Origin of the sequence: Cohnella sp. (genome assembly GCF_041640265.1) — a bacterium.
Lineage (GTDB): Bacteria > Bacillota > Bacilli > Paenibacillales > Paenibacillaceae > Cohnella.
Genome location: NZ_JBEQAP010000026.1, coordinates 29,102 through 52,100 on the forward strand (window position 1 = coordinate 29,102; position 22,999 = coordinate 52,100).

General features: G+C 46.6%; 19 protein-coding genes. 11 read left to right on the plus strand and 8 right to left on the minus strand.

The features are described from left to right. The first annotated feature begins 45 nt into the window (after positions 1 to 45). The 9 genes from ACESLK_RS18055 to arfA all read left to right on the plus strand — a co-directional run bounded on the left by ACESLK_RS18055 (position 46) and on the right by arfA (position 12,191). Positions 46 to 918: a carbohydrate ABC transporter permease gene (locus ACESLK_RS18055; protein WP_373231085.1), complete on the plus strand. Its 873-nt coding sequence runs from the start codon at positions 46 to 48 to the stop codon at positions 916 to 918. A 69-nt stretch (positions 919 to 987) separates the two neighbouring features. Then, the gene (locus ACESLK_RS18060; RefSeq protein ID WP_373231087.1) at positions 988 to 2,754 is read left to right on the plus strand and encodes a hypothetical protein; all 1,767 of its coding nucleotides are present in this window, start codon (positions 988 to 990) and stop codon (positions 2,752 to 2,754) included. A 5-nt stretch (positions 2,755 to 2,759) separates the two neighbouring features. Further along, on the plus strand, positions 2,760 to 5,015 hold the full coding sequence (locus tag ACESLK_RS18065; RefSeq protein ID WP_373231089.1) for a glycoside hydrolase family 88/105 protein: 2,256 nt from the start codon (positions 2,760 to 2,762) through the stop codon (positions 5,013 to 5,015). 66 nt (positions 5,016 to 5,081) lie between these two features. Next, positions 5,082 to 6,092 carry a LacI family DNA-binding transcriptional regulator gene (locus ACESLK_RS18070; RefSeq protein WP_373231090.1) on the plus strand — a complete coding sequence of 337 codons (1,011 nt, stop codon included), beginning with the start codon at positions 5,082 to 5,084 and terminating at the stop codon, positions 6,090 to 6,092. Between the two features lie 175 nt (positions 6,093 to 6,267). Beyond that, positions 6,268 to 7,299: a LacI family DNA-binding transcriptional regulator gene (locus tag ACESLK_RS18075; RefSeq protein ID WP_373231091.1), complete on the plus strand. Its 1,032-nt coding sequence runs from the start codon at positions 6,268 to 6,270 to the stop codon at positions 7,297 to 7,299. A 163-nt stretch (positions 7,300 to 7,462) separates the two neighbouring features. After that, a complete protein-coding gene (locus ACESLK_RS18080) occupies positions 7,463 to 8,821 on the plus strand; it encodes an ABC transporter substrate-binding protein (RefSeq protein WP_373231092.1) in 1,359 nt (452 codons plus the stop codon). 74 nt (positions 8,822 to 8,895) lie between these two features. Beyond that, on the plus strand, positions 8,896 to 9,798 hold the full coding sequence (locus tag ACESLK_RS18085; protein ID WP_373231093.1) for a carbohydrate ABC transporter permease: 903 nt from the start codon (positions 8,896 to 8,898) through the stop codon (positions 9,796 to 9,798). A 22-nt stretch (positions 9,799 to 9,820) separates the two neighbouring features. Further along, on the plus strand, positions 9,821 to 10,648 hold the full coding sequence (locus ACESLK_RS18090; protein WP_373231095.1) for a carbohydrate ABC transporter permease: 828 nt from the start codon (positions 9,821 to 9,823) through the stop codon (positions 10,646 to 10,648). A gap of 46 nt (positions 10,649 to 10,694) precedes the next feature. Further along, positions 10,695 to 12,191 (plus strand): arabinosylfuranosidase ArfA, encoded by a 1,497-nt coding sequence (gene arfA / locus ACESLK_RS18095; RefSeq protein ID WP_373231096.1) that lies wholly within the window; start codon positions 10,695 to 10,697, stop codon positions 12,189 to 12,191. Positions 12,192 to 12,280: 89 nt separating this feature from the next. Here the strand turns inward: arfA and ACESLK_RS18100 are convergent, their stop codons facing one another. The 4 genes from ACESLK_RS18100 to garR form a co-directional block, all read right to left on the minus strand. Next, the gene (locus ACESLK_RS18100; RefSeq protein ID WP_373231097.1) at positions 12,281 to 13,129 is read right to left on the minus strand and encodes a class II fructose-bisphosphate aldolase; all 849 of its coding nucleotides are present in this window, start codon (positions 13,127 to 13,129) and stop codon (positions 12,281 to 12,283) included. An 81-nt stretch (positions 13,130 to 13,210) separates the two neighbouring features. After that, positions 13,211 to 14,659 (minus strand): four-carbon acid sugar kinase family protein, encoded by a 1,449-nt coding sequence (locus ACESLK_RS18105; RefSeq protein ID WP_373231098.1) that lies wholly within the window; start codon positions 14,657 to 14,659, stop codon positions 13,211 to 13,213. Positions 14,660 to 14,693: 34 nt separating this feature from the next. Beyond that, the gene (locus ACESLK_RS18110) at positions 14,694 to 16,049 is read right to left on the minus strand and encodes a GntP family permease (RefSeq protein WP_373231099.1); all 1,356 of its coding nucleotides are present in this window, start codon (positions 16,047 to 16,049) and stop codon (positions 14,694 to 14,696) included. Positions 16,050 to 16,091: 42 nt separating this feature from the next. After that, positions 16,092 to 16,985, minus strand: a complete 894-nt coding sequence (gene garR / locus ACESLK_RS18115) for a 2-hydroxy-3-oxopropionate reductase (protein ID WP_373231127.1) — start codon at positions 16,983 to 16,985, stop codon at positions 16,092 to 16,094. A gap of 197 nt (positions 16,986 to 17,182) precedes the next feature. On the opposite strand from garR, the gene ACESLK_RS18120 reads away from it, so the two are divergent. Together ACESLK_RS18120 and ACESLK_RS18125 are read left to right on the plus strand one after the other, a co-directional pair. Further along, on the plus strand, positions 17,183 to 17,800 hold the full coding sequence (locus ACESLK_RS18120) for a GntR family transcriptional regulator (protein WP_373231100.1): 618 nt from the start codon (positions 17,183 to 17,185) through the stop codon (positions 17,798 to 17,800). A 78-nt stretch (positions 17,801 to 17,878) separates the two neighbouring features. Further along, positions 17,879 to 18,514, plus strand: coding sequence for a spore coat protein (locus ACESLK_RS18125; RefSeq protein WP_373231101.1), 636 nt, complete (start codon positions 17,879 to 17,881; stop codon positions 18,512 to 18,514). Positions 18,515 to 18,592: 78 nt separating this feature from the next. Here ACESLK_RS18125 and ACESLK_RS18130 read toward each other — a convergent pair whose 3' ends face one another. From ACESLK_RS18130 to ACESLK_RS18145, 4 genes are all read right to left on the minus strand, one after another. Continuing rightward, positions 18,593 to 19,621, minus strand: coding sequence for a DUF3231 family protein (locus tag ACESLK_RS18130; RefSeq protein ID WP_373231102.1), 1,029 nt, complete (start codon positions 19,619 to 19,621; stop codon positions 18,593 to 18,595). A gap of 172 nt (positions 19,622 to 19,793) precedes the next feature. Continuing rightward, positions 19,794 to 21,245 (minus strand): catalase KatA, encoded by a 1,452-nt coding sequence (gene katA, locus ACESLK_RS18135; protein WP_373231128.1) that lies wholly within the window; start codon positions 21,243 to 21,245, stop codon positions 19,794 to 19,796. Between the two features lie 175 nt (positions 21,246 to 21,420). Continuing rightward, entirely contained in the window at positions 21,421 to 22,530 is a 1,110-nt protein-coding gene (locus ACESLK_RS18140; RefSeq protein WP_373231103.1) for a DUF3369 domain-containing protein, read from the minus strand. A 48-nt stretch (positions 22,531 to 22,578) separates the two neighbouring features. Further along, positions 22,579 to 22,998 (minus strand): response regulator, encoded by a 420-nt coding sequence (locus ACESLK_RS18145; RefSeq protein ID WP_373231104.1) that lies wholly within the window; start codon positions 22,996 to 22,998, stop codon positions 22,579 to 22,581. Position 22,999 lies beyond the last annotated feature (1 nt).

A 22,999-nucleotide genomic window follows, 5' to 3' on the forward strand; every position in this document is an offset into this window, starting at 1 on the left:
CATATATCCATCCCGATTTTCGATCATTTGAAAGGAGCGGACGCTGTGAGAGAGAAAACTGCCAGCCGCGTTTTCGATTCCGCCAATTTTATCGTTTTACTCGTTTGCACGTTGATTTGTCTGGCTCCCTTTCTTCATATAACGGCCATTTCCCTTAGCTCGGCAGCACCGATTTTATCCGGGAAAGTGAGCCTGCTTCCGGTTGATTTTAATATGGAAGCCTACACCAAGGTGTTTTCTGATTCATCCATGATTCGCTCGCTCGGTTTTACGGTGCTGTTAACCAGCTTGTTCACCGTCTTATGCATGCTAATGACGATCGCGATCGGGTATCCCTTGTCCAAAAAAAAGCTCAAGGGCCGCAAAGTATTCATGTTCATTGTCGTCATTACCATGTTTTTCAGCGGCGGCATCATCCCGGAATATATTTTGGTCCGCAATCTTAACCTGCTCGATTCGATATGGGCGCTTGTACTGCCCGGACTGATCAACCCTTTTTATTTAATTATCTTAATTTCGTTCTTCAACAATATTCCGGAAAGCCTGGAGGAGTCTGCCGAAATCGACGGCAGCAGCCATTTTCGGACTCTGCTCAGCATTATGCTGCCCTTATCGCTGCCGGTCATTACGACTCTCAGCCTGTTCTATGCGGTTGGCCGCTGGAACGGATTTACGGATACGTTGATGTACATTACCAGTCCAGAGCTTTATCCGCTGCAGCTTAAGCTTTATCAGCTCATCCAGAACAACATGATTACGGATCTCCTGCAGATGGAAGGAGCGCAGATGGCGACCGTCGTTCCGGAAAGCCTGAAGGCGGCAAGCGTCATATTCGCCACCGTGCCTATTCTGATCGTATATCCGTGGCTGCAGCGGTACTTCGTAAGCGGTGTGATGCTTGGAGCAGTGAAAGGATAAGGCAATTAAGAAGCAGCTGCATGCGGAGTTAGGCAGAAATGACGGCTGAGGAAAGTGTGGGAAATAACAATGGGTGTATATGAAAAGCTTGTCTCAATCAATGACCATTGGGTAAAAGACGGCATGGATCATCAGGTGCTTGACAGCGGCAGTGAGTTCTACGGAGGAGTTACCGAACCCGTGAATGGCCTCGCCTGGCCAAGCCATGGCGGAACGCCGATGGTAATGGCATTATGGACATCCGCTCTCATCAATGAAGATTCGCGGTTTTATCACAATAAGGAGCTGCTTATAAGCCTAGAGCTAGGCGCAAGGTACATGCTGCGGTTCCAGCATAACGACGGAACGATTTCGCCGCCATGGACGAATATGCACTCACCGCCGGACACCGCATTCGTCGTAGGCGGCCTGGCACAGGCTTATGAGCTGCTTGCCGCCCATGTATGGGAACCTTTGCGCCAAGCGACGGAGGATATCCGGCTGTTTCTGGAGCGGACCATTCCGGCTTTGCTGACAGGAGGCTGCCACACCCCGAACCACCGCTGGGTCATTACGGCGGCGCTGGGATTTATGTATAAGCTGACAGGACGACCGGAGCTAAAGGAACGGGCGGACCAGTGGCTTGCGGAAGGAATAGATAACACGGAAGACGGAGAGTGGACGGAGCGGAGCAATGGCATCTATAACGCCGTCAGCGATATCGTCCTTTTTTACGCGGCGGAGCTCTTCGATCGGCCGGACTTGCTGGAGCCGGTACGGCGGAATTTGCGGATGATGGCCTATATGATCCATCCGGACGGAGAGGTGGTAACGGACTATTCCGGCCGTCAGGACTTCGGCAGCAAATACGACATGGGGAGCTATTTTCTCGTAGCCAAGCTGATGGCCAGCATGGACCGGGAGCCTCTTTTTGCGGCAATCGCCGAGCTGGCAGGCGATGCGTTGAAGCATCCGGGGTGGCTGCCCAACAACGCGCTTATCGGCTTGTTGCGTTATCCGGCGCTTCGTGATTGCAAGGTACAGGCTGAAGGGCTGCCGGATCCCTACCGAGTTGTCATCAATAACGGTTTTCCGCGTGATAGATACCTGAGCGGGATGGATGCGGCCGGACACGGTGGACGAATTTATCACAGTCGGCTGCACCCCGATTTCGGCGCTCCGGTGGCCAGGCATCGGAACGGGGCGACAAGCGCGACCGTCATCACCGAAGCGACTTCGTTTTTTGCATTGCGGCATGGCGCTGCGCGGCTGCTTGCCGTGCAAATCGCAACCTCCTTCGAGCCCGGCTTCGTCAAGCTGAAGCGGCTGGAGGAGCTTGAGCACGGTTACCGGTTAACGGCGACTGAGAGCAAGGGGTACTACGGTCCCATATCGAAACGGGATTTACCTGAAACCGCAGGCGGGGCGGTCAGCCCCTGGTATTTGCTGCCGCATCATTTAAGAGAAGTAACACATGAGCAGCAGCATCAAGTCGAGGTTGTGTTAACGGAAAGCGAACAAGGCTGGAAAATTCGCGTCCATTGCAAGCAACCGGAAATATTGATGACTCAAATTTCTTTTGTGTTCGGCAAGGAAGGCGCATTGTCTGGGGAAGGACTGATGCCGGCAGCGGCTGGAACGCTGTTCTGGGAGAAAGGGACAGTCCGCTTAACCGCGGGAAGCGATTGGATTGAGCTGGACGGCGGCGCGCATGAGCACCGTGCTAAAGCGCTTAACAATACAAGTTATCCGGCAGATTGCCAAACGCTGGTCGTGAATTTAATGACTCCGTATGACAGAACGTTCGATATTAGGCTGTCGCGTCAGGACCGGGATGACAGCAAGCAGGAGGAATGAAAGGTATGAGCGTATATATGGAGCCGCGCGAAAGCGCGCGTTACTGGTTCGGCAACGATGAGCGCCGCATACTGGAGGTGCTGGCAGGTCGATATGTCGGCGCAAATCCACCCGTTCCCTTCGCGCTGCGGGCGTTTGCCAAATCGGGTGTGCTGCAGACCAGGGAAGGGCTTTACGATATGAATTTGTCCGTCAAGCTGCCGGAAGCGAATAACGGCGATTACGCTTATGTTTACGGGCTTGTGTGGAGCGACGACGAACGTTCGATCGACGGTGTCATGGAACCGCTGGGTCCTATACGGCTGTATGTCAATGAAGAGCAGCTGTATCGGTCGAATGCGGTAGACGAAATGAAGCCGGGTGCGAGAGCCATTATTCCCCTTCTGCTGCGCAAGGGCTGGAACGCTGTCCTTGTTGAGGCACGTAAAACGGAAGCGGGCTTCGGCTGCCGCTTCGGGGCGGATGAGGCGAAGGTCCGTATTATGCAGGTGCTGGCTCCGTTCGCAGGCAGGGAGGGAAGCGCTGGCTGGGTTTTTACAGGTTCTATGAAAAGTCAGCTTTACGGAAGTGAAAGAGGGTTCCCTGATTTCAAGCTAGCTGAAGAGGAAACCGGCTTAACGTGGCTGCCGCGGGTGAAGTGGACGAAGGAGGAAGCTAAGCTGCCGAACTGCGAGCGGCTTTTCGGCCGTCCCGTTCAACCGGCTGCAGCTTACGGATGGAGCGGTTTACAGCTGCCATCAGCATCGGATACGTTAATGCTGGAAGGCCACGCTTTAGGACCGACCTCCATTTGGCTGGATGGATTAAAGGTTATCGAGCTTCAGTCGGCAGGTGCCTATCGGACACAGGTTTCCGCAAGCTCCGGATTCCGACAGCTGGTCGTACACAGCGTGAGCGGCTCTGGCGGCTGGGGGTTCGAATTGAACGTTTATTCCGGCGGCAACCTGCTGCCTCTAGAAATGCCGGCTGCCGTCCATGGCGGAGAAGGAGCATGGCTGTACGCGGGACCTCTGGATCCGGAGGCAGAGCCTGACCCAGCTGCGGTTTGCACAACGACTGCCCTTTATCCTGCCGTCGATTCTGAGGGCCGAGCTGACGGACATACGTATTGGATGATTGATGCTCCTCAGTCCATGGTTAGACCCTACTATGAGAACGCCATGTTGAGCAACAAATGGACGACCGGAAGCGCTACGAATTACGGGCGCTGGGATTATCCGCTCGGCGTTACAATGTACGGGCTTCTGCGAACCGCGCGCGAGCTTAACCGTCAAGACTTGGCTGATTACGCGCTGGGGCACATCCGCAGCTGTACGGATAGGTATGAATATTCGTTGTGGGACCGGGACCAATACGGGTTTCCGTCGGTTAACCACCAGCTTGTCTTGATTAAGATGCTGGACAACTGCGGCTCGTTTGGATCGGCTATGCTTGAAGCCTATCTGCAAACGGGAGATGAGCAATTTCGGACAATAGCCGATGTTATTGCCGATTTCATGCTTCGCAAGCTGGAGCGTCGGGAGGATGGGGCGTTCTACAGGCTGTGCCCAGGCGAATATGCGGCTGATACGATGTGGGCGGACGATCTGTACATGAGCGCCCCTTTCCTGATACGATACGCTGCTGCAACGGGGCAGAACGAAGCGCTGGATGAGGCGGCGAGACAGTTTCTGCTGTATAAGCGTTATTTATTTATCGAGCCGGAAGGCGTCATGTCGCATGTGTTTGATTTCAAATACGGCAAGGCGACGCGCGTGCCGTGGGGACGCGGAAATGGCTGGTGCCTGTTCTCATTGTCCGAGCTGCTCGAGAAGCTGCCCGAAGATCACCAGAGTCGGAGCGCACTGCTCGCTATGTTTCAGGAGCTTTGCGCGGGTGTGGCCTTGCTGCAGTCAGATTCAGGATTATGGCGTCAGGTGCTTAACCAGCCGGATGCATATGAGGAAGCTTCCTGCACCGCGATGTTCGCTTATGCCTTCGCCAGGGGAGTGCGCTTCGGCTGGCTGGAAGGAAAGGAAAGCTATGCGGCCGCCGCGCATAAAGCTTGGCAGGGTCTGACCGGCGGAGCGATCGATCGTCAGGGCAATGTGCATGGCGTTTGCAGCGGGTCACGGTACTCCTATTCTCCTGAATATTATATGTATGATTTGCGGACCGTCGTGAACGACAATCACGGCATTGGCATTATGATGCTGGCTGGGGTGGAAATCAGCCGGATGAGCAGCGTAATTAAGCTGCGGGATGCTCATACGCGATTGTGATTGCCAATTCCATCCTTCTCCAAGCATAATAGAGGTGAGGACGACTAGAGTGAGTGAGGAATGCGCGTGAAAGCAACAATTTACGATGTAGCCAGAGAAGCGGGAGTATCCATAGCAACGGTATCTAAGGTAATGAACGATAAGGGGAAAATAAGCCAGGAGAGAAGGCGTGAAATTATCGCCATCATGGAGAGGCTCCACTATCAACCAAGCGTTATCGCATCCGCTTTGACCGGAAAGCATACCTATACTATAGGCCTGCTTATTCCGGACATTGCGAACCCTTTTTTCGGTGAAGTTGCGAGAGCTGTTGAGGACAGAGGGCATCAACTCGGTTATAGCGTTATTATTTGCAGCACGGATAACAAGGACGAACGTATTGAACAATATATTTCGGTGCTCAAGCAAAAGCGGGTTGACGGCATTATGATCGGTACGGGTATGGAGAATACGGATATATTGCGCCAACTAAGCGGTTCGATGCCAATCGTGGTCATAGGACGCGAGGTGCCTGCCGTCTCCGTACATACCGTTGTGGCGGACGATTGGCACGGAGGCCGCTTGGCAGCCGAGCATTTGCTGCGTCTAGGTCATCGCCGAATGGCGGTTTTATCTGAAATCATTTCGGTCAGCAGCAGCCGTGAAAGGCTTCAGGGCTTTAAGCAGAGGCTTACGGAAGAGGGCATCGAGATGACTGATAACCATGTGAAGCTGTGCAAGCATCGTGTGGAGGATGGCAAACGGGAGGCTGCTGAATTGCTGGTACGCGCCGACCGGCCGACCGCTATATTTTGCTGCAATGACCTGCTTGCCGTCGGTGCACTCCAAGCTGCAAAGGAGGCGGGGATTCGGGTTCCATCCGAGCTGTCGATCATCAGCTTCGATAACACCATCCTGGCTTCGGTAACCGATCCTCCTCTAACCTCAATCGCTCAGCCGATGGAGCAATTAGGGGCCGTCGCCGTAGACCTGCTGCTCAAGGAATTTAAACAAGCCCAGACCATAAAGGAGCGCATCGCTCTGAGAACGGAGCTTGTCGTGCGGGAATCTACGGCCTGCGTCAAGCTTGCTGAATGAGAAGCACGGAAGAGGAGCCAAACATCAATAGGAGAGGGCAGCAAACGGGCCCTGTGCAGACAGGGCAGCAAAAAAAGCGGGCATAACCCTTGTTCATTAAATAAATGTTGACGGCAAAATGAAAACGCTTTATTATAAAATTAATTAAATCGATTTAAAGAAAGGAATTCTGAGGATGACGAAGGTGCATATCACTTTGAAAGATATAGCAAGAGTTGCTGGTGTTTCGACAGCGACAGCTTCATTAGCTTTATCCGGAGACCCGCGTGTTAATATAAAAACTAAGAAATCTGTTGAGGAGGTTGCTAAGCGTCTTAAATATGTTCCGAATGAAATCGGTCGCAGCTTACGCGCCAGGAAAGCGGAAACCATTGCTTTGATTTTCCCGAATACGCCGCATAATGCATTTTCCCATCCTTATTTCGTGCAATTATTAGAAGGTATTACAGAGGTTTTAGTAGAAAATAGCTTTCATCTGTTGCTATCCACTTCTCCTACGGAATTAGATGAGTCAGCTGCATATGACAAGATTCTACGGAATCGCAGAGCAGACGGAATAATTCTCTGGCCGGCATCGATCAAGGATCGCAACATTCTGAAAATCATTGAATCTGGTTTTCCCCTCGTTTACTTAGGCAAATGGCTACATGATGATGTCATGACTGTAGAGCGCGATGAATTCGGAGGAGCATATAAGGTGACGAGTCATCTTCTACAACTGGGTAGAAAACGAATTGTGCATATTACAGGCCCTTTGGAGTACCAAGTTAGTATTAATCGTCTAGATGGCTATAAACAAGCGCTGCAAGATAACAAAATTCTATATGACTCCTCTCTTGTTATAGAAAAGGATTTTTCCCTGGAAGCAGGGACAAATGCCGTTGCGGAGTTAAGAGGCAGGAATGTGGAATTCGATGGAATATTCGCAGGCAATGACTTGATGGCAATAGGGGCTATGAAAGGTTTACAGAAATTAGGGATATCTGTACCCCGCGATGTATCGATAGTTGGGTGCGATAATATTGAGATGGCCAATCTGACTAACCCTGCATTAACAACTATTGATCAATCCATACGGCAAGTTGGCAAGATTGCTGCAGAGAAAATGATAGCATTCCTCGGAAGTACGAAGGGGCAAGAGAATCAAACGATCGTACCCGCTCAATTAATTGTACGGGAATCGTGCGGAGCAGGTGAAGAAGGCTAATTTTTTAGATTATTTTTAAATCGATTTAAATTAAGGAGAGGAGTGATTTCGGCAAACAACTCCGGAGCACGGCAATCATTATTGGGGGAGCAACACGGTTGAAATTAACAGCTTGAACCATGTACAAGCATCAAAAATGAAATATTCCAGAGGAGGATTTCACATGGCAATTGTATCGAGAAAAAAGACATTTAACATCCTGGTTTATATGCTTCTAGTCTCCATGTTGTTTGCACTCACAGCGTGTGGTAATAACAACACAGCAAATTCTGGCATGGACAATTCAGGCACAGAAACCAAACAACCAAGCAAAGACACCCCTGCAGTGGATAAAGCTCCGGACAAGAAAGTGACAGTCTCGTTCTGGAACGGCTTTACCGGACCTGATGGGGATTTATTAAAGCAAATTGTTGATGATTACAATAAGAATAATACGGATAATGTTGAAGTGAAGATGGATATTATGCCATGGGATCAACTATTCCAGAAGCTTCCTCCATCCATCGCTACCAAGACAGGGCCTAACTTAGTTGCAATGTGGCCGGGTGCTGCAAGGCCATATATTGAGAACAAAACCTTCTTGCCGCTGGATGATTTCTTCACAGTAACTGGAGCCGATAAAGCCGGATTCACTGAATCCTCTCTAGAATTTGGGCAAGGTCGGACAGGGACTCAATATATGCTTCCGATGCAAACCAACGGTATTTACTTATTCTGGAATAAGAAGCTCTTTAAAGATGCAGGACTCGATCCAAAAAAGCCGCCTGCAACATTAAATGAGTTAGCTGAATACGCCGTAAAGATAACGGATGCTAGTAAAAATCAGTTTGGTATGGCTCTACCTGTCAAAGGTTCTCCATTACACTTTATTCCTTTCATGAAAGGCAATGGCGGGGATATTGTGGATATAGCGAACTTAAAGTCCGTTCTGAATTCCCCGGAGAATATAGCAACCCTCACATGGCTTCAAGACCTTGCCAAGAACAAGAAGATATCACCAGCAGGTGCGACAGGAGCGGATATGGATAAATTGATGATGAGTGGACAACTGGGTATGTTTATTACAGGCCCATGGCTTGTCGGGGGTTTGAAAGCGAACAATATCGACTTCGGTGTCTCCGTTCCTCCAGCTGGCTCAAAGTCTCAATTTATTGAAGTTGATGGTATCGGATTCTCGGTTCCAGAGGGGACGACCGAAGAACAGAAGAACGCAGCATACATGTTTATAAAGTACTGGAGTTCTGAAGAGATCGTCAAGAAATGGTCGCTGGCGAATGGATTTCCTCCATTCTTGGAGAAGGTTTTGAACGATCCGGAAATTCAAGCTGATCCTATCGTCTCTGCTATGTCTGCTATGGGCAATACCGGTGAGCCGTTCTTGAAAGGATTGATCACTGCAGACCGGATTAATAATGATGTATTGTGGACAATGATTGAGGCAATCCAGGCAGGTCAAGATGTAGCCGAGGTAGTCAAGAAAGCTTCAGACGACATTGACGAGATACTAAAAACAGAACCATAAGTCGGAAGGCATCTACGGCCTGCCGTCGTAAGTGATGGCGGGCCATTAAATCTATCAAATTGAAGGTGTGGATCATGATCCAATATCTTAATTTCTTCAAGAAGCCTCAAGGAGCTGCTTATTTATTTATCCTTCCTGCATTGGTAATCTTGCTGGTATTTACAGTGATACCTCTTCTAGCGACGATAGTCATTAGTGTACTGGATATGGATATTTTCCTTAAGGGCGCCTCATATTCAGGGATGGAAAATTTTCAAAAGCTATTGAGTGATGAGCGATATTGGAATGCGATGAAGAACACTTTCTACTTTACGTTTGTGCAGATGCCACTACAAATTATGCTAGCCCTTGTTGTTGCCGTTTTTGTCTCAACAAACACGTTGTTTCGCAAGATCTTGAGAACTGCATTCTTTCTGCCATTCGTATGTTCTTTAACGGCAATCGCCATTGTTTGGTCCTTTCTTCTCGATCCTCAAACGGGTTTGTATACACACTACTTGCATCTAATCGGGCTGCCTCGACTGGAATTCCTGCGTGATCCCGAGCTTGCCATGCCTACTGTCATTCTGATGACCGTCTGGAGAAACTTTGGCTACAGTATGATAATTCTTATGGCAGGCATTCAGAGTATTCCGAAGTCCTATTACGAAGCGGCACAAATTGATGGAGCAAGTAAGCTGAAGCAATTTAAGAACATTACCATCCCTATGCTCATTCCTGCACTCAGTTTTTGTGTGATAACGACGACCATTAGTGCTCTGCAGGTGTTTGATCAAATTTTCGTAACGACACAAGGCGGACCGCTCTTTAGAACAGAGACAGTGGTCAATTACATCTATAACACCGGATTCAAGCTGGCACCTTACGATTTGGGGTATGCATCAGCTATATCCGTATCCTTAATGGTTGTTATTATGTTAATCACTCTGTCCATGAATCGTTATTTCCTTAATAATGAAACATCGGATGTGCTATAGCTTTGGGAGGAGGTTAAGAGTAATGGGGAACAAAATGACATGGGGAAAGGCAGCTTCATATACTGCAATATTGATTTTACTCGCAATTGTCCTGCATCCGTTCTTATGGCTGATTATATCCACATTTAAATTTGAGCAGGAGCTGCTAAAGTACCCCCCTACCTTCTTTGCGGAGCAATATACCCTCTCACAATATATGAATGTCTGGGATCGAATACCGTTGCTGGATTTCTTTAAGAACACGGTGATATTCGCACTTACAGTAGCGGTGGTGTCCGTATTTCTGGATTCGATGGCAGGATATGCTTTTGCTAGAATTCGATTTAAAGGGAATAAACTACTATTCACACTGATTCTCATTACCTTAATGGTACCTTTTCAGGTATTAATGATTCCATTGTTTGTAGAGGTTTATAAGCTAGGCATCCTAAACACTTACTGGGGATTAATACTACCAAGAGCGAGCAGCGCGCTAGGCATCTTCTTGATGCGTTCCTTCTTTATCTCACTTCCTAAGGACTTGGAGGAGTCAGGAAGGGTCGATGGACTGAATGAGTTTAGGATTTATTGGAACATTATGCTGCCGCTTTGTAAGCCCGCGATGGTTACCCTAGGTATATTTCACCTCATGAATAACTGGAATGATTTATTATATCCGCTTATGATGACTAGCTCCACCGAAATGAGGACATTATCCGCAGGAATTGCCATGTTCGTCGGACAAAGATCAATCGAGTATGGCGCCACACTTGCTGCAGCGACAATTGCCTTAATTCCGCTATTGTTTGTGTATGCCGTTGCTCAGAAATATTTTGTTCAGGGTGTAGCTACATCTGGGCTTAAGGGTTAGCACGTTATATCAATAATAACTAACATAGAGATAAGGTGGATTGAGGATGAAAAAGGCGAAGATGATCGTCAGTAAGGATTTCACAATTGGCCGAACGAATGAAAGATTATTCGGCTCCTTCGTTGAGCATATGGGCAGTGTTGTTTATAACGGCATATATGAACCAGGGCATGCAACGGCGGATGAGGATGGGTTTCGTCATGACGTTCTCGAGCTTGTGAAGGCATTGAATTTGTCTGTTATCCGTTACCCCGGCGGTAACTTTAGCTCAGGCTATAACTGGGAGGATGGAATTGGTCCGAAGGAGCTGCGAATCCCTAAGACAGACATAGCTTGGAGAGCCATTGAACCGAATACCTTCGGTTTGAACGAGTTCATGAAGTGGATAGGTTTGGTTGGCGCAGACCCGATCATGACAGTAAATTTAGGCACACGCGGTATTGAAGAGGCTAGAGATATTATCGAATACTGTAATTTTAGTGGAGGAACGTACTGGAGTGATTTAAGAAAATCTCACGGTATTAAGACTCCTCATCATATTAAAACCTGGTGTTTAGGTAACGAATTGGATGGAGAATGGCAGGTTGCCAGGAAAACCGCCGACAACTACGGCTTGCTGGCTTGTGAAACAGCCAAAGCTATGAAATGGATAGACCCGACCATTGAGCTTGTAGCCGTCGGCAGTTCGACTCGACAAATGCCTACCTTCCCGGAATGGGACAAGACCGTACTAACCCACACTTATGATCACGTCGAATATCTATCCCTGCATAATTATATCGGCAAGCGTGAGGCAGATACTCCCACCTATCTGGCTATGCCCATGGATATGGAGAAACAGATTCAAGAGGTTATCGCAACCTGTGATTATGTAAAATCGAAAAAACGAAGTAACAAGACGATGCAGCTCTCCTTTGATGAATGGAATGTATGGAGAGAACCGGATATCGAATATACCCCCTGGCAGATTGGAAGCCCATACGATTGGGTGAAATTTCACATGGAGGACGCGTTAGTATTCGGATCGGCGATGCTGACGATCCTTAAGCATGCAGATCGGATCACGATAGCTTGTCAATCGTTGCTCGTTAACACGATTCCTCTTATTCTTACCGAGAAGGGCGGTAAGGCATGGAGAAATCCGACCTACTACCCATTCGAGCATGTATCTCGGTATGGAAGAGGAGAGGTGTTACGCACTTTGGTTGATTCCCCGAAATATGATACTTCAAGCTATTCGGATGTTCCCATCGTGGATTCAGTGGCTGTTTATAATGAAGAGAAGGAAGAGCTTACGGTATTCGCCATCAATAGAAGCGATGAACCCATCGTACTGGAGATGGATATCAGAGACTTTAACCAGTATACGATAAAGGAGCACATTGTCCTTAAGCATGAAAGCTTGCATGCAGTTAATACTGCAGACCAACCATTGGAAGTACATCCGGGACAATGCCAAGACACTATGCTGAGCGATGGTCGGGCGACAAGCAGGTTGGATAAGTACTCGTGGAATGTGATCCGATTTCATATGGGATTGTAGCAGTGGACTTAAAGGAAGCAACCTAACCTGCTGATAAAGTCGGGTTGCCCCTTTTTATATCTCAAATCAACTATATATTGGGTAATGATTCAATTGGTTTTATTCGCCAGCAATCTAACAAATTTAGTCATCACAGGCTCCATAGATATTTGCATATCAGACATAATTGTTGAAAGGTGCGCCTTAGCATCGCTATAACGTCGGATATGGGTTTGCAGGTGGGTAACGGCTGCCATGGATATTTCCGTGTTCACGTTAATTTTACATATTCCCAACTTGATAGCTTGCGTAATCATTTCATCAGGTGTTCCTGACCCGCCATGCAGAACTAGCGGAACTTGGACTGATGCGCGGATTTTTTCCAGAAGAGAGAGATCGATATGAGGCTCTCCATGGTACAAGCCGTGTACAGTGCCGATAGCCGCAGCCAAAAAGTCGATACCTGTTTCTTTAACGAAATATTCAGCGGACTGCGGGTCCGTTAGTGTTCCATCGCCTTCGTCCTCATCCGAGAAAGCCCCTCTTGCAACGGAGCCTATCTCGGCTTCAACCGATACACCTGCCATATGTGCAATGTCGACTATATCCTTCGTGTTACGTATATTGTGCTCAAGATCAAATTTGGATCCGTCATACATAACGGATGTAAAGCCGCATCGAATGGCACGAATGATTGATTTCTTCTCATAGGCATGATCCAAATGAAGGGAGACAGGTACGGCAGCTTTGGCGGCTATCGCATGAACCATTGCAGAGAACCCCTCAACATCTACCTCCCCGAAGTAACGTTCTCCCAAAGCGATAATAACGGGTTGATTCACCTTCTCGGCAACGCGAATGGCAGCTTGAACGGTTTCTAAATTATATACATTAAAAGCAGCGACGGCATATTTCCCGCGCTGTGCATCTTCGAGTACTTTCTTTGTATTCACTAACATAGATAGACCTCCCGATTAGATAGAAGGGCATATACGATTGATCACTAGATTAGCTGTGATTTCGCCGTATACGCCCGTTGTTTATGATCTCTGCGAGTTCAATATCTCTACGGTTTCCCTCAGTGTCGTCTTTGCCCCCACATTACCAGGAAAAATAACGTAAGCGATTCCCGGGAACTTGCTCTCATCTCCGGTAATCCAAACGGGGATCCCCGGCTTGATTTGACCTGCTACGGTTGCCCTTCGTACCTGAAGACCCTTGGTTCCGATATCGCTCGATGTGATACCGCCTTTGGCTACAATATAACTCGGTCTAACCTTTAATCTCTGAACGATGCTTGTAACCGCATCCGATATTCTGACGGAAAGCTGCAGTTCTTCTTCTTGTCTGTCTTTGCCCAGATCCAGTCTTTCCCTTCGGGTATAGACGGTCACTGTGGTTCCCGAGCCAAGAAAATCCTCACACAATGCAATGACTCGATTAACCTCGGCATTGAATTTTTCAGGATGCAAGACAAGATGGGAATCGAATTCAATAAATTGGATAGATGTACACTTTTTCAATTCTTCCAGCTGTTCAGTAGTCTTCTTTACATGGGATCCAACTAGAATTAATCCGCCATTGCCGGATTCTTGCTTAATAAGCTCTTCTCTCGTAAGCAAGGCTTTGTCACTAACGCCGCCAATAACCTTTGTGAATGCGGCTGCACTTCTGAATAGGAAATTTTTGCCCGATTTTATTGCCCGTAACAGAGCAATCGTAAAGATCTTCACGTCAACATAATCTACCGCGTTAACGACTACTTTATTGAAATCCGTAACCTCGAGCAGCTGCTTTGTTATTTTATCGATTTCAAGCAACCGAATGCTATCAAGCGAGATATAGGTTGTATCCTCAGCTTTGAATTCGTCATTCGATTTCTCTTCTGCCCATTCCCCTAAATGAGATTTCGTATAACCAAATGTCCGATCTTGCGCAAATTCCGTTTCACCAGCGGGTATGAGATAGTCCTCAACCTGAACATAGTGAATATTATCTATGGTGAAGCGTCCACCCTCCTTGAAGAATGGAATGAGCACCTCGCCATCGAATTGCATTTCCGATTTTTTTTCGATCGTACCCTTTAATGTCTTCGTTTCAAGAGGATAATGCCCTCTAAGCGTTGAATCGCCGCGGCTGATGACAATAAACGGTTGGTTGAGCTTATGAGCAACCGCCGCAATATGGGCGGCGATTTCCCGGTGCGCCGCTTCAGTTTCAGCCGCAATGAATCCTCGGGAATTGGTCAAAATAAAGAACATTGGATTATCCTCTAGAAATCCCCGTTTAATACTTTCTTCGGACCAATCGGTATAGACGGATATTCCATGAACGGTCTGCACGCCGGTAGGGTCGTCGTCAAGGACGATGATTTTACGGTTGAAATGGCGGGATTCCTGCTCCAGCTTTTCGTCAACCAACACACTGTCAACAGCAGGCAGTTGATCGAAAACATCAGAAGCTAATATCTTGTGCATTTGATTATTCATTTCTATTCACTTCCTCCTGCTCAATGATGCAAGCTTAAATACCCGGTAATATGCCAGCGAATAAACTGAGAACATAGACCATGCCAAGAGCTGTTAAGCCGGCGATAAACCCGCCAATCGTCCATGCTTTCAGTGTTTGCGGAATGGTCAGCTTGCCGAATTTATTTACGACCCAGAAGCCGGAATCGTTAGGAAGTGATAAGCCGACTCCACCCGCGCAAATCGCTAGTCCCAGCAGCACAGGGGAAACGCCTAAGTCCAATGCGAGCGGTCCCATAATACTTGAAGTCGTAACAAGAGCTACAGTAGCAGACCCAAGTGAAGCGCGTAAAATTTGTGAGAATATGAATGCCAAGAGCAGAACGGGAATGCTCCAGCTTTGCATAGTAGCAATGAGATAGTCTCCGATACCGCTTTTATTAATGACAGCGCCAAATGCTCCGCCTGCACCTGTAATAAGAATAATGATCCCCGCTGAATTAATGGCTTCGGAATACAGTGATTCTTTGGAAGCTTTAATGTAAGGAGACAGCACGACGACGGCAGCAATAACGCTAATAAACAACGCAATATTTTTATCGCCGATAAAGCCGAAGAAGGTTGAAATCATGGTATCTGGGAAAATAAGTTTGGACAGGGTATTCGCCAAAATCAGAACAATAGGCAAGGAAAGCATACCCAACGATAGAGCGGCGCTGATTTCTTTCTTAGGTTCCGAATTGGCAGAAGAGGTATCTGCTTCTTGGATTTCAGCAACCTCGCCGGAATGATTTAGACGTTTTCCTATAAACATTCCATACAAGTACCCGCCGACCAATGTAGCAGGTATGGAGCAAATGATACCGTATAAGATGAACAAACCTAAATCGGATTTGGTGTTCTCCGCAACGACTAATGGACCTGGAGTCGGAGCAATCATACTGTGGGACACAATCAAACCTACTCCGAGAGCGGTTACAAAAGTAATAATGGATATTCCTGTTCTTTTGGACAAGCTCTTGATCAATCCGCTCAGGATGACGAACGCTGCATCGAAGAAGACCGGAATAGAAACGGCAGTGCCTGTTAACGCAAGGCCTGCAGGTGAGCGCTTAATGCCAAAAGCCTTTAGCACCGATTGAGCGATTTTTTCTATCGCGCCGGATGCTGCGAGAAATTGCCCAAAGATGACGCCAAGTCCGATCAGAATACCGACACCCGCGAGTGTATTGCCAAAACCGGTCGTGACTACGCCTGGAACATCCTTTAATGGCATTCCGATCGCGACAGCCGTCATAACCGCCACGCCAACTAGTGATAAGAATGGCTCCAGCTTCAGTTTAAGAATCAGAAAGAACAAAACGGCCAATGATAAAATAAAAATAACGATTAACATATTTCCTGTGACCATGGGATATCCTCCTCATTAATTAAATCCTTTTGATTGGTTTGATTATTTCTTCTCTACAGTAACATCAGCCAAATTCTCATAATATTGAACAATCCCGCAATGGTCATTCGCCTGTTTGCCCTCTCCTACAAGCACTTGGAAAATATCCAATACTTGGCTTGTTAATGGCAGAGGCACTTCAAAGGCATTTGCCGTTTCCATAACGTTTGTTAAATCTTTCAAGTTAATGTCAATGCGTCCTCCGGCCTGAAAGTTGCGTTCCAGGATCATGGGTACTTTCGCATCGAGAACAGCACTGCCAGCCAGTCCGCCCCGAATCGCTTTGTACATCTTATCGATATCAATGCCGGATTTTGCTGCCAATACAAGAGCCTCGGACATAGCAGCGATATTGACATTAACAATAATTTGATTGGCAAGCTTAGCTGTCGAACCGCAGCCGTTGCCGCCGACCAATGTAATATCCTTGCCCATGCAAGCCAGAACAGATTCAACTCGATTAAATATATCCTCATTACCGCCAACCATAATGGACAATGTCCCGTCAATCGCCTTCGGTTCTCCGCCGCTGACAGGGGCATCCAACATATGCATGCCTTGTTCGTTCAAAAGCTCTGCGATTTCTTTCGAAACGACAGGGGAGATAGAGCTCATATCGACAACGATCGCATCTCTTCTTGCGCCATGAATGACACCGCTTTCACCTAAGAGAACAGTTTTTACAATTTCTTGGTTAGGCAACATGGTAATAATGACATCGCTTACATTTGCAACCGCTTTAGGTGACGGTGCAGCTGTTGCCCCGCATTCGGTTAACTGTACAATCGTCTGTTCATTCACATCATAAACGGTTACTTCATATCCGTTTCGGAGCAGATTATGTGCCATTGGTTTTCCCATAATTCCTAACCCAATAAAACCGAGTTTCAAATTAATTCCTCCTACAAGCGTTTCTGAGTGATCATCTCGAGGTTATTGTACACAAAATATTAAAAATTGTATACAAAAAGTTTAAAAGTGTATAAATATTATAATTACGCTTTCAAATGTTCGTTATTCATTTTATACTTTGAAAGAATTATGAATTTAAAATTAGATGCTTTTTCGTAATAAAGAGAGGAAGGTTTACCTGAATGACCAAGCAGCCGTTTCAATTAGCCTATCTGCAATCCTATGAGTATATAAGAGACAAAATTTTAAGCGGAGAGCTTCCTCGGGGAACCAAGCTGGTAGAAGAAAAATTGGCAGAGGAAATGGGAGTCAGCCGTACTCCGGTCCGTGAGTCAATCCGCAAATTAGAGCAGGAGGGACTCATCAAACAGAAGAGAGTCGTAAATCCAACGGACACCGATTTGCGGAATATATTCCAGGTTCGAATTTTACTGGAAGGTTTCTCAGCTCGATGTGCGGCAACCTATATGAATGAAAAAACGCTTCAAATCCTCTATGATTGCATCACCATAGCTCGTAACGGAACCGTAGAAGAAACAATGAAAGCGAATAAAGAGTTTCATGATATCATCGTACAATCCAGCAACAACCCTGATATGATTGAAATCATTGATCGTATGCAATCCATTATTTATCTGTTTAGGAAAACCGTAGTTTACCACAAGCGCCCCTTTCTTATAGATGAGCACGAAGAGATATACCAAGCGATCAGGGCGCACGACGGGCAAAAAGCAGAGAGTTTAATGCAAGAACATTTACAGGCGGATTTAGATTTTTGTCTTCATTTAATAAAACAATAAATGCTACGCATATTTCTCCCCCATGACACTCATATTATGGAAGTTAACTCACCCTAAAGGTAAAAGGAGACTTCGAGAATGCAGCAGCAAACACAATTCGGCAACCAGACACAAGGCGTGCAGCAAATGAATCACGGGGGTCATGAGCTTTTTGATATGCACGAGGTGTTATCCTGTACGATCAATGTATTGGATCAATTCATGATTTCCAGACAGTTCGTACAAGATAACGAGCTTCTGGATATTCTGGATCGGCAATACAATTTTATACTTTCACAATACAACCTGACAGCAGAGTGCTTTACAACGGGGCAAAAGCCGAGCCAAGAAACGTCTACGTATATGATTAAAGAAATGACACAACCGATCTATGGTATCCAATCAATTCAGCCGAAAAAGCCGATTCAATCGCTGGCCGATGTGAGTGATGCAGGCATCGGCGGGCATATGCTCGGCTTGATTAAAGCCCATGCTTCGCTTCTGACGAAGAGTGCCGCTGAAGTGACAAATCCTGTCGTCCGTCGTGTATTGGCTTCTCAAGTACAGCATTTTATTGAGATGGCGTATGAAATTTTCATGTACCAAAATAAAAATGCTTATTACCAAGTGCCGCAATTGGAGGCTTCCGATATGCAAAAAATGCTGAGCATGTTCGTTCCGGCAACAGGAACTCCGCAAATGCCGGCCAATAACAAAGCAGCCGCTGTTCACTAATAACTGCAAAAGCCCAGCATCGGTTTTCATAACCATGCTGGGTTTTCTATCTCCTGATTCAATTACTGTTGCTTTTGCTCATTTCTCTTCATTTGCCAGCTTATTTCGATCCGCTGCTTGAGGTGGCTGCTCCAACCAGCCATTGTCGATCATAATATTCGCTCCATCATCTGAAAATGGACCAATCTCCGCAATAAGACGACTGTAAACTGCTGACAAATCACGTCTAGGACTTGTTCCAAGACTTCTGCCATAGTGCCCAATCCCCGCTCCATTTATTGCTGCAACATGCATCATCATCAACTTATCCGAGAATGGAGAAACCGTTGAATCGGTTGCTATGGTATCCCATGCACTTGCAGAGGGAAGAAATTCATCACTTAATAAAGATCCGAAGATTTCCACATGCTTATCTGCGATATCTCTCCCCCTTAACATATAATCACGAACTTTTGGAGACTTTGCCACTTGGCTAAAACCCATAAGTAGTGATCTGCCCATCTGATTCTGAATCATATTAAAAAATACATTTTGTATTTCGATTGCATTTAACGGTCTTCGGTGGCCAAACCAACCGGCTAAGTAAGATTGCTTCTGAACGTACTCCACTTTCTTTGCTTCCGGTATAAGCGGCGCTCTCATAAATGTTCCTTTGGACAACATGATCTCAGTTGCTTTATTAAACAGTCTTGCCGATTCATTCAAGCCTTCGGTAAAATATTCACAAATATCCAAACGAGCAGAGGCTGCTAAAGCCAATGTATATCCCTCCATACCGATTTTACCAATATTTTGAATGTAGAAAAGGTAAAAATTATCCGTAAACAAACGGGGGGCTTCCTTATTTACATCTGCTTCTTCCGAAAATCCATCGGGTATAGGAATTTGTTCTTCCGAGAACAATGATTTTAGTTTGTTAACGTGAGAGCGAGAAAGCTTTAACGCAAATTCTAGAACGGAATGAATTTGTTGATCTTCAACATGTGACAAAAAATTTCCTATCGTGCATATTGCTAATGAATCATTCATGTACATGGTCCAAAGGCTTGCAACTTCAGCTGACGACAATTTGATTTTATGCTCCGTCTCCATTGTTGTTGATCCCATAACTCTTATGCACTCCCTATAATGATAGTCGCATCACGTAACCTTTTTATAGAGTTTAGTTTGTTGTTCTTCCCGCCAAAATATTCTTCGTATGGCACCAATGGACACAAACAAAGCCCTAGACTATTAAAGTCTAGGGCTTTGTTTACGTTGTAGGAAGGATATGGGGAGGTTAAGCCAAGGAAGGAACGGATAAACCAAGTCCTGCTGCAATACGTTGACCAAGCTCTGCGTCAGCTTTATACCAATGTCCGATTTGACGAAGCTTAATCTCATCTTTCTCCACGGGCATCATTGCCCCGACAATCGTATCTACCAGACGAGCCCGTTCATCTTCACTGAGCAGACGGTATAAGTCGCCCGGCTGTGTGTAATGATCGTGATGATCATATCCCGCACTGTCGGCTAAGCCTGTTACTGGGAAAGGAGCCGGCTTGTTCTTTGGAGATTCTGTTGGTCCGCTGTAGCTGTTCGGCTCGTAGTAGGTGGATGCTCCGCCATTAGCGTCTGAACGCATTTGTCCATCGCGCTGATTGTTATTGACCTCTGCGACTGGGCGGTTAATTGGCAACGTATTATGGTTAGTGCCGACCCGGTAACGATGGGCATCTGCATAGGCGAATAGGCGTCCTTGAAGCATCTTATCCGGCGAAGCTTCGATGCCAGGCACGAAGGAGCCTGGCGAGAACGTAGCTTGTTCAACCTCCGCGAAGTAGTTCTCAGGGTTCCGATTGAGTACCATGCGGCCGACTTCGATGAGTGGATAATCCTTTTGCGACCATACCTTCGTCACATCAAAAGGGTCAAAACGATACGTATCAGCATCCTCCAACGGCATGATTTGGACATGCAGTCTCCATGCGGGGAAATCACCTTTGTCAATCGCGTTAAACAGATCCTCGGTATGGTAATCGGGGTTCTCACCTGCAAGCTTAGCTGCTAGGTTTACATCCAGGTTCTTGACGCCTTGCTCGGTCTTAAAGTGATATTTCACCCAAACGGCTTGACCTTGCTCATTCACCCACTTAAAGGTATGGCTCCCGAACCCGTGCATATGTCTTAACGTTGCCGGGATTCCGCGATCGGACATGAGAATGGTGACCTGGTGCAAGGATTCGGGAGATAGGGACCAGAAATCCCATACTGCGTTAGGGTTTTTCAAGTGCGTCTGCGGATGACGCTTCTGTGTATGAATGAAGTCGGGAAATTTAATCGCATCGCGAATGAAGAAGACAGGGGTGTTGTTACCGACCAAATCATAGTTTCCTTCCTCGGTGTAGAACTTCACGGCGAACCCGCGAGGATCACGCACCGTATCTGCAGAGCCTAGTTCGCCGGCAACGGTAGAGAAACGAATGAACATCGGCGTGCGTTTGCCGATCTCGGAAAGGAAGCTGGCCTTTGTATATTTCGATAAATCGTTCGTAACCTCGAAATAGCCATGCGCTCCGGCGCCCTTAGCATGAACAACACGCTCGGGAACACGTTCTCTGTTGAAATGCGCGAGCTTTTCTAACAAGTGGACATCCTGGATTAAGGTTGGTCCGCGCGAACCGGCAGTCATGGAGTTTTGGTTATCTCCAACTGGGGCTCCCCAGCTGGTCGTAAGCTTGTTGTCACTCATCATTTAATCACCTCATAATGATTTATAAAGAGATCTTATCACCCATGGAGAGGGGGTGCATGAAGATAGGATGAAGATACAATGAAGCCTGCATGAAGAATTTCAGAGTCCGAATGTGTTCAACCTTCAGATCCGCTCCTTGCATTATACGGAACAAGTTTTTTTGTTATGACAATCAAATAGAGGCTGTCACGTCTGAATATTGATCCCTGATCCGCAGAATGCCATCCAAGTTATCGAAGAAGATCGTAACTAAACCCGGATCGAAATGCTGTCCGCTTTCTTGTCTAAAGTAATCTAATATGTCTTCAAGCAACCACGCTTTCTTATAGACCCTTTCACTGCCAAGCGCATCGAAAACATCTGCAAGTGCAGCGATTCTTCCGTAAATATGAATGTTTTCCCCTGATAATCCGTTCGGATACCCTTGGCCATTGTATTTCTCATGGTGCTGATAGGCAATAATAGCCGCAGTCTTAAAGATATCGCGGTTCGAGTGGTTTAACATGGCATAGCCGTGATTGGTATGATTCTTGATTGTATCGAATTCATCGGGAGAGAGCTTGCCTGGCTTGTTAAGGATCGCGTCCGGTATTGCAACCTTACCCACATCATGCATGGATGAAGCAAGTCGGACGATCTCTGCCTCTTCTTCCGGTATGCCATACTTGAGGGCGAGAAGCTTCGAATATTCAGCAACTCTCTTAACGTGGTGCCCTGTTTCTTTAGAACGGGTTTCGGCGATTTCTCCCAAGGTGAATATAATTTCATTCTGCGAATTTTCTACTTCCTCGTTGAGGTAGATATTCTCGAAGGCTACGGATACGTTGGAGCAGTAGATCTCTATTAAATAACGATTCCACTCCGTCAGCTTTGTTGAGCCTTCGAAATAGATCACGTTCTCGCTGCCTGTTTTGCTCTGAAAGTAACAAGTGAAGTAATCGTCGAAGAAATCGCCTTTCTTATCTCGGAACGTATTCTCAATGCTTCCAAGCACACGAGGAGGAACGACATCTTGGATTTTATCGTTCTCATCGGGGGAATAGTCGCCTGTGGCAGCTAGAATAAAGATCTCTTCCCGTCCTTTGGAGACGGCGAAGCTGTTACAATGAAGCGCGTTCTTGTGCAAATTCAAGATCGAGGTCAATTGAGTCAGAACGCCCGAAGCGAACTTCTTCATGGACTTGAGCTCGAACAGATCAGCGGATGAATGAATGATTTTCTCCAAGCCAAGCTTGTTGTTCTCGATTGTCATAATATCCCGATAAGACCGTAGAGCTGTCATGATGGTCGTAAAAAGCTTCTGGGTGGTCAGCTCCGTTTTTTCTTTGTATTAGTTAATATAGTAATTCGTGATGACCAGCTTTTCCGGTGCTTGTCCAGGCTGTCCCGTACGCAAAATAATGCGAACCGATGAATATTTCAGCTGCTCACGTATGTACTTAACGATTCGAAGTCCGGAATCGTCTTGATCCATAACGACATCGAGTAGAATAATTGCGGTATCGGGATTATCTTGGATAACGCGAAGAGCTTCTTTCTCTGTGTATGCACTAATGAAATCGATGTGTTTTCCATCGAATTCGAAGTCGCTTAAGACCATTCTGGTAAGGTGGTGAACCTCCGGTTCATCATCGACAATGATCACTTTCCATTTCTCTTTGTCATGGACTGATTCGAATATGTTTACTTGCTCTTCGTCAGCAAATGTAAGGAAATCTTCTTCTTCTTCTTTTTGCTGATTTCTATCCATT